Annotated in this window: 8 protein-coding genes; all 8 read left to right on the forward strand. The window is 47.0% G+C overall.

What is annotated here, in order from left to right:
- Nucleotides 1–102 precede the first annotated feature (102 nt).
- The 8 genes from C7460_RS17870 (at nt 103) to C7460_RS17905 (ending at nt 17,871) form a co-directional block, all read left to right on the forward strand.
- Nucleotides 103–3,747 carry a carbohydrate-binding protein gene (locus tag C7460_RS17870; protein ID WP_170148087.1) on the forward strand — a complete coding sequence of 1,215 codons (3,645 nt, stop codon included), beginning with the start codon at nt 103–105 and terminating at the stop codon, nt 3,745–3,747.
- 88 nt (nt 3,748–3,835) lie between these two features.
- Nucleotides 3,836–5,581 carry a carbohydrate-binding protein gene (locus C7460_RS17875; RefSeq protein ID WP_115869505.1) on the forward strand — a complete coding sequence of 582 codons (1,746 nt, stop codon included), beginning with the start codon at nt 3,836–3,838 and terminating at the stop codon, nt 5,579–5,581.
- A gap of 165 nt (nt 5,582–5,746) precedes the next feature.
- Nucleotides 5,747–7,570, forward strand: coding sequence for a hypothetical protein (locus C7460_RS17880; protein WP_147303012.1), 1,824 nt, complete (start codon nt 5,747–5,749; stop codon nt 7,568–7,570).
- A 41-nt stretch (nt 7,571–7,611) separates the two neighbouring features.
- Nucleotides 7,612–8,709 (forward strand): glycoside hydrolase family protein, encoded by a 1,098-nt coding sequence (locus tag C7460_RS17885; RefSeq protein WP_115869507.1) that lies wholly within the window; start codon nt 7,612–7,614, stop codon nt 8,707–8,709.
- An 8-nt stretch (nt 8,710–8,717) separates the two neighbouring features.
- The gene (locus C7460_RS17890) at nt 8,718–10,106 is read left to right on the forward strand and encodes a right-handed parallel beta-helix repeat-containing protein (protein ID WP_147303013.1); all 1,389 of its coding nucleotides are present in this window, start codon (nt 8,718–8,720) and stop codon (nt 10,104–10,106) included.
- A gap of 52 nt (nt 10,107–10,158) precedes the next feature.
- Nucleotides 10,159–12,387, forward strand: coding sequence for a DUF7133 domain-containing protein (locus C7460_RS17895; protein ID WP_115869509.1), 2,229 nt, complete (start codon nt 10,159–10,161; stop codon nt 12,385–12,387).
- Between the two features lie 62 nt (nt 12,388–12,449).
- Nucleotides 12,450–13,865: a hypothetical protein gene (locus C7460_RS17900; protein ID WP_147303014.1), complete on the forward strand. Its 1,416-nt coding sequence runs from the start codon at nt 12,450–12,452 to the stop codon at nt 13,863–13,865.
- Nucleotides 13,866–13,923: 58 nt separating this feature from the next.
- Complete coding sequence (locus C7460_RS17905) at nt 13,924–17,871, forward strand: galactose-binding domain-containing protein (protein ID WP_147303015.1); 3,948 nt, start codon at nt 13,924–13,926, stop codon at nt 17,869–17,871.
- The last annotated feature ends 126 nt before the right edge of the window (nt 17,872–17,997 follow it).

The following is a 17,997-nucleotide window of genomic DNA, read 5'->3' on the forward strand; positions in this document are numbered from 1 at the left end:
CCAGCCATCCGGGAGTAAGATATCCGGATGGTTGCTGACTTGATGATACCTCCAAATAAGAAGCTACTCAATGCGAAATCGCACCATGATAAAAACAAAAGGATGATGATAAAAGGTCATACCCAATTGATGCACGTAAGTCGGTGCCATACCATTTCGCTACTCTTGGTGGCGATTTTTAGCTTTATTGCTTTAAGTGTTGATGCACAGAAGAAGTTCGTTCACCCAGGTATCTCTCACAAGCTGTCTGACTTACAGCGGATGAAGGCCATGATAGCTGCAGGGGTGGACCCATGGGCTTCGAGTTTCGAGCATCTCAAAAATCAGCCAAAAGCACAATACGATTACCCGGTTACCGTAGTGAATCAGGATCCATCCTATCTGGTAGATTATTCAGGGGCCAGTGCTAATTTTTTTAAAAACGATGCTACCGCCGCATATCTGAATGCTCTCATGTGGTACTTCACAGAGGATTCCAGGCACGCAGAAAAAGCCATCGAAATATTTAAAACCTGGTCGGGGTTGAGAAGAAGTTCATCCACCTTTTCACTCACAAACGGCCGCATTGTAAGGGTTATTGATGCAGCGGAGATCATTAAGCACACCTATGATGGGTGGTCTGATGCAGACAGGAAAGCATTCGAAGATATGTTGGTTTATCCAGGATACTCCAATACAGAAGTGCCTGAGGAGGCCATTGCCAGCAATGATGTTACCTTCTATTGGCGAGTGTACAATGGAGATCCCGGCCGAATTGGAAACCAGGGATTATTAGGTGTGCGCTTGATGATGGCCATGGGTGTTTTTTTGGATAATGAAATCATGTATGACCGTGCAATCAGGCATTTGAAGGGGCTTCCTCACCGGTCAGACGATTTGCCTTATCCCTCAGGACCCCCTATCCAGGGAAAACTGACCATCGATTGCGAATGGGGAAGGCAATGGAGCCTCAATGGATTTGAATCTACCATCGAAGACTATGGCTACAATGAGGTCATAGGCCATTACATATTTGAGAATGGACAGAGTCAGGAGGCATCCAGAGATCAGGCACACTCCATAGGAGGAGTAGCTACTATCAACCTCATGTCGGAAATAGCATGGAATCAGGGTGATGACCTTTATGGACATCTGGACAATCGCCCACTTCTTGGAATGGAATTTCATGTTCGTTACAATTTGAGTAAGGATGTATCCTTCGAAGATCAGCCTACTCCATGGGAACCGACTGTAGAAAGCGGTGAATACATCCAACGGGTAACACGTCATAAGCGGAGAGAATTGCTGAAAATAAACCCGGGCGTGGACTGTGACCAGGAAAGAGTGACGAGAGGAGGAACCAATCTGGGAGCCATCTACGAGTTGCCGCTGGCACATTATAGAGATCGGATGCATTTGCCAAAAGACGACTATAAGTGGGTAGAAAGAGGTCAACAATATGTAATTCAGGAAATAGGGTTTGAACAGGCAGACCTCAATACCGTCCAGCTTCCGATTTACGGTAGTTTGATGTTTAGAAGGGTGAGTCCTGGAGACCCTATTAGTGGTTTTGACTCAAATGGTTTGCCCATTTACGCCATGAACAATGTCCCCGGAACAATTGAAGCCGAAAATTTTGACTACTTCGCACTGGATGGGCAAAACCGGACATACCATGATATTTCTGCGGAAAATGAGGGAGGAGTATACAGGCCCGGTGAGGCTGTTGATATTGCGGTTTGCTCCGAAGGGGGTTATAAGGTGTCGTCTATAGAAGATGGAGAGTTTTTGACCTACACGATTGCTGCACCTGCAACGGGTACCTATTCGTTTGCGGTCAGGTACTCAGCACAGAGTTCATCAGGGAAAATAGCCATTGAAATTGATGGAGAGAAAGTGTCAGAGGATGTGACGGTTCCTTCTACTGGTGGTTTTGATAGTTGGGAAGATCTTACAATCTCTTCGGCTGTATCGTTGAGTGCGGGTGTTCATAGTGTGAAATTGCACTTTTCAGGGCCTTCATCCTTTGAGCTCAATAAACTTACCGTAACTGAGTTATCGACTTATGCTGTTTCTAATCTCGCGCTTCAGGGATCGGCCACACAATCGACATCCCGGGCTAATGATGGTTTTGCATCTAATGCAATAGATGGGGATACAAATGGAGTTTTTGCTTCTGGATCCGTTTCACATACCACTACACAGGATAATCCCTGGTGGCAGGTGGATCTGGGGGGAAAATATTTCATTGATCGGTTGATCATCTACAACCGAACAGACTGCTGTTCCAACAGACTTTCAAATTTTACGGTTGCTATTTTGGATGAAGCGGATCATGTGGTTTTCACCGAAAATCCCGCGGATAATCCTCAACCATCAGTCAGCATTGCAGCAGGCACCGTCGGGAATAAGGTAAAGATACAAGTCGAAGGGTCTGGTGCCGTACTTAGTTTAGCTGAAGTACAGGTCTTTGGTTATGCTGCTCCAAAAGCAACTCAGGTAATCTCATTTGAGGCTTTACCAAATAAAAAGGTAGGCGATGCAGTCTTTTCTCCGGGAGCCACAGCTAGTTCAGGTTTAAGAGTAACCTATTCAAGTTCAGATGAGTCCGTGGCTACTATTGTCAATGGGAAGATCAATCTGGTAGGACCTGGCAAGGTGATAATTACAGCCTCGCAGGAAGGAAATGATGACTATGCTCCAGCAAAGGATGTTTCTCAGACCTTAATTGTAAGTAGCGCTACAGATGGTAGCAAGCAAAATCAGACAATTACCTTCAATGAGATCCCACAAAAGCAAATGGGTGATGTAGACTTTTCACCTGGTGCAGTGGCTAGCTCTGGAAAAGATGTGATCTACACCAGTGGGGATGATGCTGTTGCAATCATTGTCAATAACAAAATCAGCATTGTAGGTGGGGGAAGTTCAACCATTACGGCCATTCAATTGGGTAATGATACCTACAACCCTACTTCTGCAACTCAGGTGCTCCATGTAGTTAAGAGCGGACAGGACATCACTTTTGAGCCTTTGCCAACCAAGATCGTAGGTGATTCTCCTTTTGATCCAGGTGCGGTGGCAAGCTCCGGTTTGGAAATCACCTACACCAGTTCCAATGAGGGGGTGGCCAAAATTGTGGATGGGTTAATTAACATAGTCGCAGGGGGCACTACCACCATTACTGCATCTCAAGGTGGGAGCTCCGTTTATGATCCGGCAGCTGATGTGAGTCAGGAGTTAAGGGTTTTAAAAACGCAGGAGATAATATTTGATGAATTTGAGGTGAAATCACTTGGTGATTCTCCATTCCCTGCAGGGGCTGTGGCTAGTTCGGGCCTGGTGATTTCCTATACCAGTTCGGATGAATCGGTGGCCATCGTAGATGAGCATGGAACCATTTCGTTGAAGGGAGGTGGCATTACCACCATTACAGCTTCGCAGCCAGGAAATGATGCTTATTCTGCCGCTGAGGATGTATCTCAAAACCTGGCGGTGATCGGTGGGGCAGTGCTTAATGCTCAGACTAAGAACAAGCCTTTTTGCTACCCTAATCCGGTTCATGACATAGCCATTGTGACTGTAGGCGAAGCATCGTATCACAACTATACTATTCTCAGCATGGATGGGCGGAGCGTTCGTTACGAAAGGATCCATGATGACAGCATGGATCAATTACCGCTAAATTTTAAAGGGCTCTCTCCAGGTATTTACATCGTGAAGCTTTCTGGACTTAGCCAGGAGCATCGATTCAAGGTGATAAAAAAGTAACGCATCTAGAAATGCAAATGAGAGGTTGTTGGACATGGTGCTGCTGATTTTGAGCAGATACAGTGAAGATATTTTAGACTAGACAAGAATGAAAAAAACAGTAATAAAGGAAGGTTTTAAACTTGCAATGCTAGGCGTGGTAATGTTTGGTGCTACTCACTTAGGCAATGCCCAGCGGCTCATTAAACACGATTTCAACGACGGGTCTTTTGGGCCTTATGAAGTAAATAAGTCAGATCAGAAAGCCAGAGTCTATCTTAAAGACGGGGCTGTAGAAACCCATTGGAAGCAGGAGCTATACAATGGCACCAACTCCGGACGAAAAGCCCAGTTTAGACCCATAGAGGATATCATTTTTACACAGCACATTTGGATGGGGCTGCGCATCAAGATCCACGAAGACTACATGAAAGACAACCCCAATACCAATGCAGGGCTCATGCAGATCTGGGGTACTACCGGCGCTCAGGGCAACGGAAACCATATGTGTATGCTCAAATTTGATGGGCGAAAAGGAGGCGCACTGGTGTGGCAGCATCGGTACAACAGTGTGAAGAATAAAACATACCACCTGATAGAGCCTAATTTTCCCAGAAATGAATTTGTAGATGTCGTAGTGCATGTGCAGCTCAAAAACCGTAACAACGGTATCGTGCAGGTTTGGGTAAATGGCGAACTGAAGGTCAATGAAACCAATCAGACTATCGGTTGGGGTGAATTGGACGAAACTGGCATGATCAATGGAACCCATTGTTTTGGGACCTCCTTAGGACAATACAATTTCTTCGTGGAACCCAATACCGACGACTCTTATGATGGAAAGAACATTTCGTATGATGGTCACCTGGAAGGCGAAACACGCACAGTCACTTATGACAATGTGGCGCTGTACAACGGCGTAGATGGATATGACCTGGTCAACCCCGCGGAGTGCAAGCCCTTTGAGGCTTATGCCAAAATCGAAGCTGAAGATTTTTGCGCGTATGCTGGAGTTTCCAAAGAAAGTACATCTGATGTATCCGGTAAGCAACACCTGAGCAGTATCGATGATGGGGATTGGGTGAGCTATACGGATTTTGACTTTGGTACAAATGTCGATTCAGTAGCGTTTAGAGTGGCAGCAAGTCAGGCTAGCACTGTAGAGTTGCGTTTAGACAGCTTGTCCGGCACGCACATAGGTACAGTAGCCATCCCCGAAACAGGGGGGCAGGATAAGTGGGAGACCATTTCTACCGATGTGGTGGAAGTGAGTGGAAAGCATGATTTGTATGTGTTGTTTAAGGGTGAAGGTGCGGTGATCAATTGGTTCGAATTTACGCCTGTTGAGGTGACGGCCATAGCGCTTACTGGTGGAAATGAAGAGCTCAAAGTCGGAGAGACGGTCCAGTATAATGCGTCTGTAGTTCCTACAACGGCAAGCAATCAGGCCATTGTCTGGACTTCTAGTGATGAAGATGTGGCCATTGTCAATAGCTCTGGTTTGGTGGTAGCGCTGGGGGAAGGGTCCACCACGATTACCGCCACTACCGAAGATGGGGGATTTACTGCTTCTGCCGAAGTTGAAGTGGTAGTGATCCTTTCAGGGACTTCTGATAGTTCAAACCTTCAGCTGTACCCTAACCCTTTCGATACTGAATTATTACTAGAGGTAAGCGAAAATGCCTTCTATGAGTTTAGCGTTCTTGATTTAGAAGGCATGGTGGTACGGCAAGGGGTGATTGCGCCAGGAGTGTCAAATTTCCAGGTAGACACAGCTGGTTTGAGCAAAGGAATTTACCTGGTTAGACTTCAAGGCGATCAGGATCAACAAGTACTGAAAGTGATAAAAAAGTAAGACAAGAGCTTTAGTGAGTAAAGTGCAAAGGAAACTTGATGATCCTTTCATAAAGATGTTTTGCTAAGCAAAAGATCATAAGTTATCTTTTCTGAGCAATGATTAATAAACCTTAAGGGGAAGGGTAGGCAGATTTGTGTAAACAAGATTTCTAACCACAATTACATGATGACCCTTTCCCATTTTTTACTGATCAGGCGCGGTACCACATGGCCGTTTCTGAGATGGACATTGTTGCTCATATCTTTCGGGTATTTTTCGTCACTTCGGGCACAGGATTCCACGCCTTACTGGAACAGCAACACCCCGCTGGTGTCTTATCGCTTACCGCTACCACCCGTGGGCTACCAGCCCACACAGGAAGATCTCGATGGTGATGGAGATCCTGACATCATTCGTTCTGTGACCATACACAACACGCCCATTATCTGGATAGACGATGACGATGACATGAAAGTCGGCGATCTGGAAGGAGATACCGATAGCGATTGCCTACTCATCGATGTAAACAAAGACGGCAAGTACGGCGACCGTGGAGATGTAGCAGTAGACTGGATAGACACAGATGGTGATGGAGATGCTGATATGCAGGCTTATGTAGAGAACAGTACCGCTGACAATCCCAAAATTTGGGGTGAAGGGCATCATTATTTTTGGGTGCTAGACACAGATCACGATAATGTATTCAACTATATCGACTGGAATACCTTTGAAGTGCGTGCCTGGTTGCACGAAGGTGGCTCCAACTTTTTAGAAGACTATAATGGTCAGAGTACATTTCTCAAACTGCATTCCTCTACCTTCTACATGAATGATGTGCGACTCAACTGGGAAAACCCGTTTCTATTTTACGATTATGATGAGGATGGTCTTTCTGAAATGGCCATTCGCGTGCTGGACGATCCTACGCGTGAAGAGAAAAGAGCGGAGGCGAGGTTGAAAGGATTTCCGCTCAAAGGCAAGGTAAACTACATCGCCATTACGCTGGATCTGGACAATGACAATGGCCCGGGCAATGAGCTGGATTTCGACATGTCGTTTCGCTTTGAAGGGCCGGGATTCGATTATATGGATCAGGTGCACACCTTCGAAAACAAGCGTGAGCCAGCTGCAGACCATTTTTTCATAGATCCCAGATGGCGTCAAACTTCAGAGCTTATCTATCCGGATCATGAGACTACCCCTGATCTGGTGTACAATCGTGGAGAGTGGGAGCAGGTACATTTTGTGTATGACGAAGATGATGATTGTGAGCGCTGGGAGCGAGTAGAATTGTATGAACCGTACAACCTCTTCAAAGTAGGAGCACTGAACGGTGGGCTCGACAACAACCGTCAGTCAGATGCTATTGGTGATCGCGGGGAGTGGGACCTGGACTTTAGTGGTGAGGGCAACATCTACCGTGCGGGGTTTGATGGGCGCATTCACCTCCATGGTGCCGAGTGGGGCGCATGGCGTGTGGATCAGCTGGCATTTTCATATCAGGGTTATGGAGGTATTTATGATGAGTATACGAGCAACAAAGAGCGATTGCAGCTCGAAAACCTCCCGTTTGCCACTTTTCGCTACGACGATACTGATGCCAATGGTTTTTTTGATCAGATAGCTATAGATCTCAATGGGGATACTGTTTTTGATAAAACAGTGTCGCTTAAAGCACTGGCAATCAGTGATGAGTGTGAAGTAATTTCCACAGCTGATTTAGATTATGAGGCCTATCGGCAGCTGCACACGCAGATGGCTGCCGACATCTGGAGCAAGGCAGAGGCTGCTTTGGCAGTGGCCAAGGCGCAGGGTGTTAACACCTCCTGGTATGCATTTATGAAAGACCCAAAGTCTGAAAACCAGCAATACCGCTATGGCTTCTGGTTGCAGTTTTATGTGTACATGGATTTGCTAGATCGGGCCAAGCGTGGCCTGGGTCCATGGTCAGAAGATGATATAGACCGGGCCTATTGGAGTGGAAACTGGCAATCGCTCCAATCATAAAATGAGACAAGCATTTTTTCAATTGACGATTAGATAGTGATATGAAACAATTCCTTTCTGTAATGCTGTGTGCAATTTGTATTGGTGCCAGCGGCCAAAACATCATTTATGACAACCTGGGCAAAGCACCGGTAGGTGGAGGCCTGGAGATGGAAGACTACTGGGTGTGGGGCAGCTCAGTGATCAAAGGCGATGATGGTAAATACCACATGTATGCTTCTCGCTGGCCCAAGTATCTCAAATTTCACCCTGGCTGGATGATAGCCTCCGAGATCGTACATGCGGTATCGGATACACCCGAAGGCCCCTATGAATTTAGTGATGTTGCCCTGGGTGCAAGAGGGGCCCAGTACTGGGATGGCCGATCCTGTCACAATCCTAAAATTGTCAAACACAAGGACACGTATATCTTATATCATATGGGGTCTACACACCCATTTGAAGAGGTAACGGAAGAAAATGCACATGAATTGACCTTATCCAGCAAATGGTGTATTGCGGGCAGGTGGGGCAAGCGCGTGGGGATGGCGACATCCAAAAGTCCCTATGGTCCTTGGAAAAGGTTAGATGCGCCCATTTTGGACGTTAAACCGAATTCATTCTATAGCTTTCTTACGTCCAATCCGTCTCCACTGATCAAAGAAGACGGCTCGGTGGTATTGCTATTTAAAGGGCGAAGTTATCGAGACGATGAGCTGACCCATACAGATCAGTTCATTGGAGTAGCCACCGCACCTGCTGTAGAAGGCCCGTATAAGGTTGTGGGAGATGAACCAGTTTTTTCGGCTGAGAAATTCGGAGAAGTGGAGGACCCCCATCTCTGGAGCGACGATCAGGGCTTTCATATGATAGCCAAAGACATGAGGGGTGACATCATTGGTGACGGCAATCACCACGGCGGTGTATTGGCACACTCCGAAGACGGCATCAACTGGGTGCTGGATGAAAACCCGCTAGCCTACACCCGGGAGGTCACCTGGGACAATGGTCAGACCATTAAGCAGGGGCAGCTGGAGCGGCCTTTCGTGTTTGTGGAAGACGGTAAACCCACACACATCTTTTTTGCCACCATGGATGGGCCTGGAGGCTTTGGCAACGGCACCAAAACATGGAACATGGTAATACCTCTTAAAAAGTAAAATCAGATATGAAGACGAACGATATAAAAATGAGACGAGCGAGTTGGATCCTTGCCCTGTTGGCGTTGGTATGGGTATTGCCTGCAAGTGCCATTCAGGAAAAGAAAGAGGTTGTAGAAATCGCAACGCTGGATGAGTTGAAGCAGTACCTCCCCAAGAGCAACGTACAGGTAAAACTAAAGCCGGGGAATTACCAAATCGATGAGGCGGAAAGCATCCGCTTTATCCGAATCACAGGCAACAATGCACACTATGACCTCAATGGAGTGCGCTTTATGGTGGACACCAAACTGTTTAGCAGACCAGACCTGGCCAAAAGCGACGATGGCAACAGCATGTACTGTGCCATAGAAATATCTGGAAACGATGTAACTCTGGAGGGGCTATACATCGAAACCTACGGACACACACCGGGAAGACAGAGCAAAAACAAGATATTCAACCTTGTGGGTGAAAACGTAACCCTCAAAAACGTAGAAGTTCGCACAGCCGGCTCTAGTCCCTGGGGATACGGTAGCCTATATGGTTTGGGCGGAGGTGACGTTCGCAAGATGAATGGCATCCGCGTGGGCTATCCTGCCAAAAATGTAAAAGTCATTGGCTGTACGGTACACATGCGTGCAATGGGCCACGCGATCTTTTTGCAGGGTGCGGAAAACACCCTGATCGAGGACTGTCATGTAGATGGACTCCTTCGTACTACAGATGCTATCCTGGCCGAAACCTCAGGTTACGCTTTTGACAAAGATTTCTATGCAGGCAAAGGTGGCTATGTCGAGGGTACGTTGATTCGCGATGATGGCAAGATCATGCCCGGCGAGATCATCTCGCTCAGCGAAGACGGCATACGCATGTACCCTGAGTACAAGGGCCACAAAACGCTTAACACCACTGTGAAAAACTGTACGGTGACACAAATGCGGCGAGGAATATGCACAGGGTTGAGCACCTCTGGTGACAAAGTGATCAACTGCGTGGTGCGCGACTGTGTAGCCACTGGATACAACGTGGGCAATGGCGACACGCTGATCAACTGCAGCGCTGATGCCAAATATGCGGAAGCCTTTTGTGTACCCTACCTCAATGCCAAAAACGCCTATGTGGAGATGAATATTTTGGATAGCAGAGGCGGGATTGCCAATGACTTGCTGGCAAAAATCAACGGTAAGGGACATCAGGTGAAGATTACCACTGCAGATGATCAGTATATCCCCGAAGAGATGTCTATTCGTCTGGCCGTGTGGGAGGGCTATGGCAATTTCAATAAAAAAGCCAAAATGCACGCCATAAACATTACGCTAGACAACCAGACAAATACAAGGGTTTTGCTATTTCCGGAAGCCAACAGCAACGACATTCAGAGTGTTGGGGCGGTGAAGAAAGTCAAGTCCAAATAGCCAGATAGATGTTCGGGATCCGAACGATCAAAACATAATTACAGAGAATACCATGAATGTAAAAAGTACGGTGCTTGCCCTGGTGGTAGGCTTGCTCTTCGTCAAGTGTGCAGAAAAAGAGTTTTCTGACAAGATTTATGAAAAACCAGAAATTGTAAAGGAAGCACCTTCTACGTTTTTGTCCCCTGAGGAGAGTATGAAAACATTTTATTTACCGGAAGGGTATCGGGTGGAGCTGGTGGCCAGCGAGCCCATGATAGATGAGCCGGTAGCCATTGCCTGGGACGGAGATGGGCGGATGTATGTGTCCGAGATGAATACCTACATGCAGGACGTGGATGGTAGCGGCACTAAAAGGTCCATCAGCAAAATCAGGTTGCTGGAAGACTTGGATGGAGACGGCAAAATGGACAAAAGCACGATCTTCATCGACAGCTTGCTGTTACCTAGAATGATCTTGCCGTTGGAAAATGAACTTATTGTCAACGAGACCTTCTCTTATGATCTCTGGAGTTACAAAGACACGGATGACGATGGAGTTGCGGACCAGAAAGAGCGTGTCTATTACAATCCAAACCGACGTGGCGGAAACCTGGAGCATCAGCAGAGCGGATTGCTCTGGAACCTGGACAACTGGGTGTATACCACGTACAATCCCATGCGCTTTAAATTCAAAAAAGACCAGGTGATTGTGGACTCTCTGGACAATATGCCAAGCGGCCAGTGGGGGCTAACACAGGACGAAATGGGCATCATGTACTATTCTTCGGCTGGTTCAGAAAACCCTGCTTATGGATTTCAGCAAGCGGCCGTATATGGTGATTACAACCCCAAAGGGAGATTGTCCGAAGGATTTATGGAGCCCTGGCCCATCGTGGGTACACCGGATATACAGGGTGGCCCCAAAAGGTTGAGAGAAGACGGTACACTTAACCATTTTACTGGTGTGGCAGGTCAAGAGATATTTCTAGGTCATCGATTGCCACCAGCTACTTACGGAGACTTGTTTATTCCAGAGCCTGTCGGGCGACTGATCCGACGAGCAAAGGTCAGAATAGAGGACGGCAAAAAAGTACTATACAATGCCTACGATCAGGCCGAATTCATGGCTTCCACTGATTTGAACTTCAGACCGGTACAGGCCAAAACCGGTCCTGATGGCGCCTTGTACATCGTAGACATGTATCGGGGCATTATTCAGGAGAGCAACTGGACGAGAAAGGGAAGTAAAATTCGTCCGCATATCCTCAGAAAGGGGCTAGACAAAAACATCGGCAGGGGTAGAATCTATCGCATCGTTCATGAGGAAATAGCGCCTGATGGCAAGCCTCAGCTAAAAGGGAAGCGTGCTTCAGAATTGATTGATTACCTGGGCCACCCAAATGGCTGGTACCGCATGACCGCTCAGAAGCTCATCATTTTAAAAGATGACCAGTCAGTGGTGCCCGTACTGAAAGCGCTGGCGTCTGCTTACCCCTCATTTATAGACAGAATATTCAATAGTGATAAAGATTTTGAGATTCAGCGTGTACATGCGCTGTGGACGCTGGAAGGACTGGGCGTAGTGGATAGGTCACTGCTGCTCGAAAAACTAAAAGATGAAGACCCAAGGGTGAGGGTCACCGCTATTCGTTTGGCTGAGAATTTATTAAAGTCGGGAGATGTGGCATTTATTCCTCATATGCAACCGCTGGTGACCGACACCTCCATAGAGGTAGTCAGGCAGCTTGCGCTCAGTTTGCGCTATAGCCGCAGCGAGGCAGCCACGGAGCTTTTGAAGGAAATCCAGAACACCTACAAAGACAATGAGGTAGTGGCGCATGCCGTGCAAGAAAGTCTCAAGAAAGATGATTCCCGCCTGGAGCAATTGAAAGAGAGGATAGCTAAAAGGCCCCTTCGAGATAAAAGAAGTATTCTGGCCGGATATGATACCTATAAGCAGCTGTGTATTACCTGTCATGGGCCAGATCTTCAGGGAGTTGTTACGGACAATGGAGTGGCGATAGCTCCACCATTGATCGGAAGTCCCAGAGTGAAAGGTGACCCCAATAAGCTGAGCAAAATATTGTTGAATGGATTGGTAGGCCCCATTGATGGGGTGGATTATGGAATAATGACCTCTTACAAAAGCAATGGTGATCAGTGGATCACCGATGTGCTAAACTACGTGAGGGCCATGAACGATGCAGACGCTTTCCATAGAAGAGAGGTAAGAAGAGCCCGAGCGCAGACAAAGGATCGGGAAGATTTCTGGACACTGGAGGAGCTAGCTGCCGAATAACTACCGATCTGGAATTAAATGCTAAGAAAATAATGGGAAAACCGCTTCAAAAGTTGATAAGAATGAAAATAGAAAAGCAATTGGCAACACTACTGATGATACTCACCCTGAGCATAAATGGGATGGCACAGGTTACGGTAAACTCACTGCAGGAGCTGCGGCCTTACCTCAAGCAGGACAGTGTGCAGGTCAAACTGGCTCCGGGTGTATATACCATTACGGCTGAGGATATCAAAAAGGGAGCTTTTCCGGATCAGATCCGAATAAAAAACAATGCCAACGTGTTGCTCCTTTTTACCGGTAGCCACAGTGTTTATGACTTTACAGGGGTTACCCTGGAGGTAAAAACAGAGGTTTTTACAGCTTTTCCCAATCAGGATGAGTTTCATCAGCTGCAGGTCATCGGCAATCACAATGTGCTAAAAAACCTCACCATGGTGGATGTAGGCTCTGTACATGATGCGCCCACCCACCGGGGAACCAACATCGTGATGGATGGCTCACACAACCGCATCGAAGGTTTTCACCTGACCACAAAAGGGGCATACCCTTATGGGTATGGTGAGGCATTTGGCAAGGGTGGACGAAGCGTGATCAGGCACCGAAAGCATTCTTCTTTTCTGGTAAGAGGCTACAAGAACCACGCGAAAAACTGTACCGTCATCCATCGCTCGTACGGGCACGCCATTTTTATGCAGGCGGCTGACTTGCCCATCATAGAAGGCTGCTACGTGGAAGGAGCGATGCGCTCCACAGATGATATGCTCAACGAGCGGGGCACCGGATCTGATGCCGATAAGGTAGGTTTTAAGACAGTTTGGGGCTATGAGCTGCCCAAAGGCTATATAATGTGTACGGGAGAGGAGGGTATTCGTGCTTACAACGGCGGTGAAACCCTTATTGATGGAAAAGAATACCGCAGAGGTACGTCAAACCCCACCATCATCAACTGTACAGTGAAAAACATGCGGGCAGGAGTGACGCTAACCCATGCTACTGGTAAAAAGTACGTGTCGGGTACTACCGTCATAGGCTGTGAACGCGGGTTTTGCATTGGATCTGGAGATATTGTAGACTGCTATGCCGATACTCAGCATGGTCCAGCTCTGGGTGTAGACTATACCTGGGATCAAGGGATGACCGCAGATATCACACTACTCCCGTACGAAGGGGAAACTTATAATGGGAGTGGCCATGCAGCCATTATCATTGGGAGCAATCATAAAATCACTCTCCGGAGTGCCATTCCAAATCCAGATACTAACCTGAAAATTCACGTGGGTGGTGACAACCGAACCATCGGCATGCTTGGGAAAGATGAAAATTATTCTGCCTCAAACATCGTGCTGCACAACCTTACGGGCTATCCGGTGGTGCTGGATGACAATAGTAAAAATTGCACGGGAATTTCTGCTGGTGAGGTGATCGACGAAGGTGAAAATAACCATGTTTTCAAAAAACAGCTTGAAGTGAAATAATAAATATGCCTATGTGAATCAGAGCAATCCGATTCATCATGAAAAACCTGATCTAACCATGAAAAAGTTACTTACCTACGTCCTGATCTATGCTCTGGTAACCTTGGGGGCATCTGTAAATGCTCAAGTTCCATCAGATTTCGAGTTTTCTCATCCTGGGATCACATTTAGCACTCAGGATCTGGAGCGCATGAAAAACAGTATCAATATAGAGCCCTGGAAAACGGCCTATGGGCTTTTGCAGGAAGATTTTAGAAGCTCGCCTGACTATCAAATGCAGGGGCCTGCGGAGCGGGTAGACAGAAATGGACAAAACCATGGCGCTTTTGAGAATGATGGACATGCTGTACTCTACCAATCCATCCTATACTATGTCACTGGCAACACACAGTATGCGGAAAATGCGCTGGCTATGATTGATGCCTGGACAACAACGATGACCTTCTTAGGAGGAAATGTACCTTCTATTTTTGCAGGGGGCCCCGGTGGTGCAATTTTAGAAGGAGCGGAGATATTGAGGTACCATTACCCCGGCTGGACAGAGCGCCATACTACTATCACTGAGAAATGGGCGAAGGAGGTATTGTTGCCAACTCACTTTATTCCGGATCCACTCAGAGTGGCCAATCAGGGAGCTGGTCAGATCAACGGGGCATTGACCATTGCTATTTTCACTAATGATGTGGTGCTGTTTAATCAGGCCATTGATAACTACCTGAATGAACCCTGTGCGGGGATAGTCAACTCCTTACCAAACGGACAGAATGGAGATACAGGAAGAGATTACGGACATGCTTTTGGCATGGTAATAAATCTCGCACAGGCAGCAGAAAGAGCTTATTCACAGGGTGTTGACCTTTTTTCCACCCTTAACTATCGCTTGTTAGCCCTATCAGAATATTGGAATGCTTACGGCTTGGGTGTAGATGTAGAGTACATTCCACATGGCACTTGCTATGGGTTTTGGTCGGTCATTGGTGAAAAAGGCAGGGGATGGAGTGATCATAGTACCAATACGCTGCTGGAGATCATTCATGGGGCATATACGGTGCGTCAGGGTATTCCCTCACCATACACCACCGAACGAATAAATAGTATTCCGGTGTCCAGAAATACCTTTTTATTCAAAGTGGCAGATGAATCTTTTGAGGCGAATATAAAGCTGGAGCCGGAAGGATTTACTCCAAAGGAGACCGATCATTTACTTACCGCAAGCCAAATAGGTAACATCAATTCTGGATCGGCTAGCTACAATGAAGCAGAAAATGAATGGACACTAACAGCTGATGGAGGGGCTATTAGTGGGAGAGCATCGTCCGATGCGTTTCAGTATGCATACCAACAAATCACTGGAGATGCCACCATCATAGCACACGTAAATGCGATGAACACATCGAGCACTACAGCTGAGGTAGGGCTGATGTTTAGAGAAACCCTCGATGCTGATGCCGATATGATGAGCATATTGGCAAGGAATAGTGCGGAGTATCCTGAGTTGGTTTCGACCTGGCGGGGGCAGGATGTTGAGAGCAACTACTATGGGGTGAGTGGCACCAGAGATATTCCGTCTGTAGAGCGGTCATTGCCTTACTGGTTGCGAATAGAAATTCGGGGTGATGACATTAGCGGCTTCACTTCTGATGACGGTGAAAACTGGGCTCCACTGGTTCACAGAGTGTTTGACAATACCAATCAATATTACCTTGGACTTGTGGCTGCGTCGAGCTCAGGATCTGTGACAGCAGGCTTTAATGATGTGGAAATTTACATCGAAGAATCCTCTGGAGTGGACGGACAATGTACCATATCGGGATACCCGATTAGTGGCTTTGATAGTGAAGGAGCCCCTGTGTACGAAATGAATGTATTGCCTGCCATGATTGAGGCTGAAAACTTTGATTACACAGTAGTGAATGACAATCATAATGCTGAGAGTGTATATCGCACTGACGGCTGCCTGGAAGTCTCAGAAACCACCTCAGGAGGCTACCATGTGACCATTAGCGAGCCGGGAGATTATCTTGCTTATACATTGGCTGTACCAGCCGATGGAGTGTACGCCATTGGTATGAAGTATGCAGCCTCCAATTCAGCAGGCAGAATCCAGTTTGTATTTGCTGAGGAAAATCTCACTGGAGAGGTAGTTGTACCTTCTACAGGTGGTCTGGAAAACTGGTGCGAAATGATTGTGGTACGAGAAGTGCGGCTGGCTGAGGGGCTCTATAAGATGAAAATGGTTTTTTCGGGACTGTCCACGCTCAATATCGACCAGCTTACCATAACGCAAGTGTCCCTGGATCCGACCATCGAAAACTTAGCACTGGCAGGTACGGCCTCCCAATCTTCTACAGCGTATGAGGGCGCAGCAGATAGGGCCATTGATGGAAACACCAGTGGTAATTATGGCGATGGCTCCGTAACGCACACCAGCCATAGTGAGACGCTGAAATGGTGGCAAGTGGACTTAGGCAGTGAGAAAGCAATCGAATCCATTGGGATTTTCAATCGTACGGGATCTAACTACGGAGCTCACCTCAATAATTTCACAGTTGAAGTTTTCGATGCACAAGATCAGGTGGTATTTACAGAAACATATGTGGATCCTCCCAACCCATTTCTAAGTATTGGCACCGGTGGAGTCATTGGCAAGGTGGTGAAAATCTCGAAAACTTCAGACAAAGCGATAACGCTAGCAGAGGTGCAGGTTTTTGGCTATGAAAGCCAGCAGCAGCCTCAGACCATTACTTTTGAGGACCTTCCCAACAAGTCTGTCGGTGATCCGGACTTTGTACCAAATGCAATGGCCAGCTCTGGATTGCCCATTAGTTATTCTAGTTCCAATCCGGAGGTGGCTGCCATTGTCGGGGGCAACATCCGCATCATTGGCGAAGGCACTACTTCCATCACAGCTTCTCAGAGTGGAAATGATAATTATCTGCCTGCTTTGGAAGAAACCCGAGAAATGATCGTCCTAAGCAATGACGCACCAGAGAAATCCATTCAGGAAGTAACTTTTGATGAGATAGCTGCAAAAAAAGTAGGAGATATGGATTTTGAGCCGGGAGCCGTAGCTAGCTCCGGTCAGCCTGTTATTTATACAAGTTCCAATAAAGGGGTTGCCCTAATAGTGGGAGGAAAAATAAGTGTGGTAGGACAGGGGACCGCTACCATTACGGCTTATCAGCTCGGCAATGATACGCTTAACCCGGCATCTGCATCTCAGGATCTGGTAGTCACAGGGGCTGCTCAATCGATAATTTTTGAGCCACTTCCGATCATCACAGAAGGAGAGGGTGATCTTATTCTACAAGCAGAAGCAAGCTCAGGATTGAAGGTTGTCTTTTCGAGCTCCGATCATGAAGTAGCCATAGTGGAGGAAGACATACTGAGAATTGTCGGTGGTGGTACTACCACCATTACAGCCTCACAACCCGGGAATGATTTTTTTGGTGCAGCGCCAGATGTTAGTCAGCAACTGAAAGTGCTACGGTCTCAGGAGATATCCTTTGAACCCTTCGAATTAAAATATGTTGGTGATGAGGATTTTCCGGTAGGAGCTACCGCAAGTTCTGGCTTGACATTGAGCTATGAAAGTTCTGATGAAGCAGTCGCCACCATCAATGAGGACGGCATTATTAGCATCACGGGTGGAGGGATAACCACCATTACGGTTTCACAGTCTGGCAACGATGAATTTGCCCCTGCTGAACCGATATCGCAGAATCTGGCAGTAATAGGAAGTGCTGTGCTAGCTAGTGATGGAGCAGCAGAACTTGCTGTTTACCCCAATCCTGCTAAGGATTTGGTAGTAGTGGATAGACACGACCATCAGTATCACTCCGTGCGTTTGTATACGGGCACGGGGATTTTGCTGGAGGAGTTTACCTTTTTGCCTGATCAAAAAAGTCTCACCATCGACCTGAGAAGTTGGACTTCCGGAATGTATTTCTTGAAAGTTGTGGGTGAAGAAGGAAATAAGGCTGTCAGGTTGATAAAAAATGACTAACAACAACTTCATGAGGTTTAGGGGAGCATGAAATCATTTCATTTTGAATATGGTATGAGCCCAGCAGCGTTTTTACAAGAAGGGGTGTAATTAGGTCCGGCTTTTCCTCAGGAAAAGCCGGACCCA

The sequence above is a fragment of the Marinoscillum furvescens DSM 4134 genome, assembly GCF_003386095.1.
Taxonomy (GTDB): Bacteria; Bacteroidota; Bacteroidia; order Cytophagales; family Cyclobacteriaceae; genus Marinoscillum; species Marinoscillum furvescens.

Bases quoted from the DNA above. Each gene is read 5' to 3' on its own strand.
- C7460_RS17880 (WP_147303012.1), top strand. From the start codon at position 5,747: ATGATGACCCTTTCCCATTTTTTACTGATCAGGCGCGGTACCACATGG.
- C7460_RS17900 (WP_147303014.1), top strand. From the start codon at position 12,450: ATGAAAATAGAAAAGCAATTGGCAACACTACTGATGATACTCACCCTG.
- C7460_RS17895 (WP_115869509.1), top strand. From the start codon at position 10,159: ATGAATGTAAAAAGTACGGTGCTTGCCCTGGTGGTAGGCTTGCTCTTC.
- C7460_RS17885 (WP_115869507.1), top strand. From the start codon at position 7,612: ATGAAACAATTCCTTTCTGTAATGCTGTGTGCAATTTGTATTGGTGCC.
- C7460_RS17905 (WP_147303015.1), top strand. From the start codon at position 13,924: ATGAAAAAGTTACTTACCTACGTCCTGATCTATGCTCTGGTAACCTTG.
- C7460_RS17890 (WP_147303013.1), top strand. From the start codon at position 8,718: ATGAAGACGAACGATATAAAAATGAGACGAGCGAGTTGGATCCTTGCC.
- C7460_RS17870 (WP_170148087.1), top strand. From the start codon at position 103: ATGATGATAAAAGGTCATACCCAATTGATGCACGTAAGTCGGTGCCAT.
- C7460_RS17875 (WP_115869505.1), top strand. From the start codon at position 3,836: ATGAAAAAAACAGTAATAAAGGAAGGTTTTAAACTTGCAATGCTAGGC.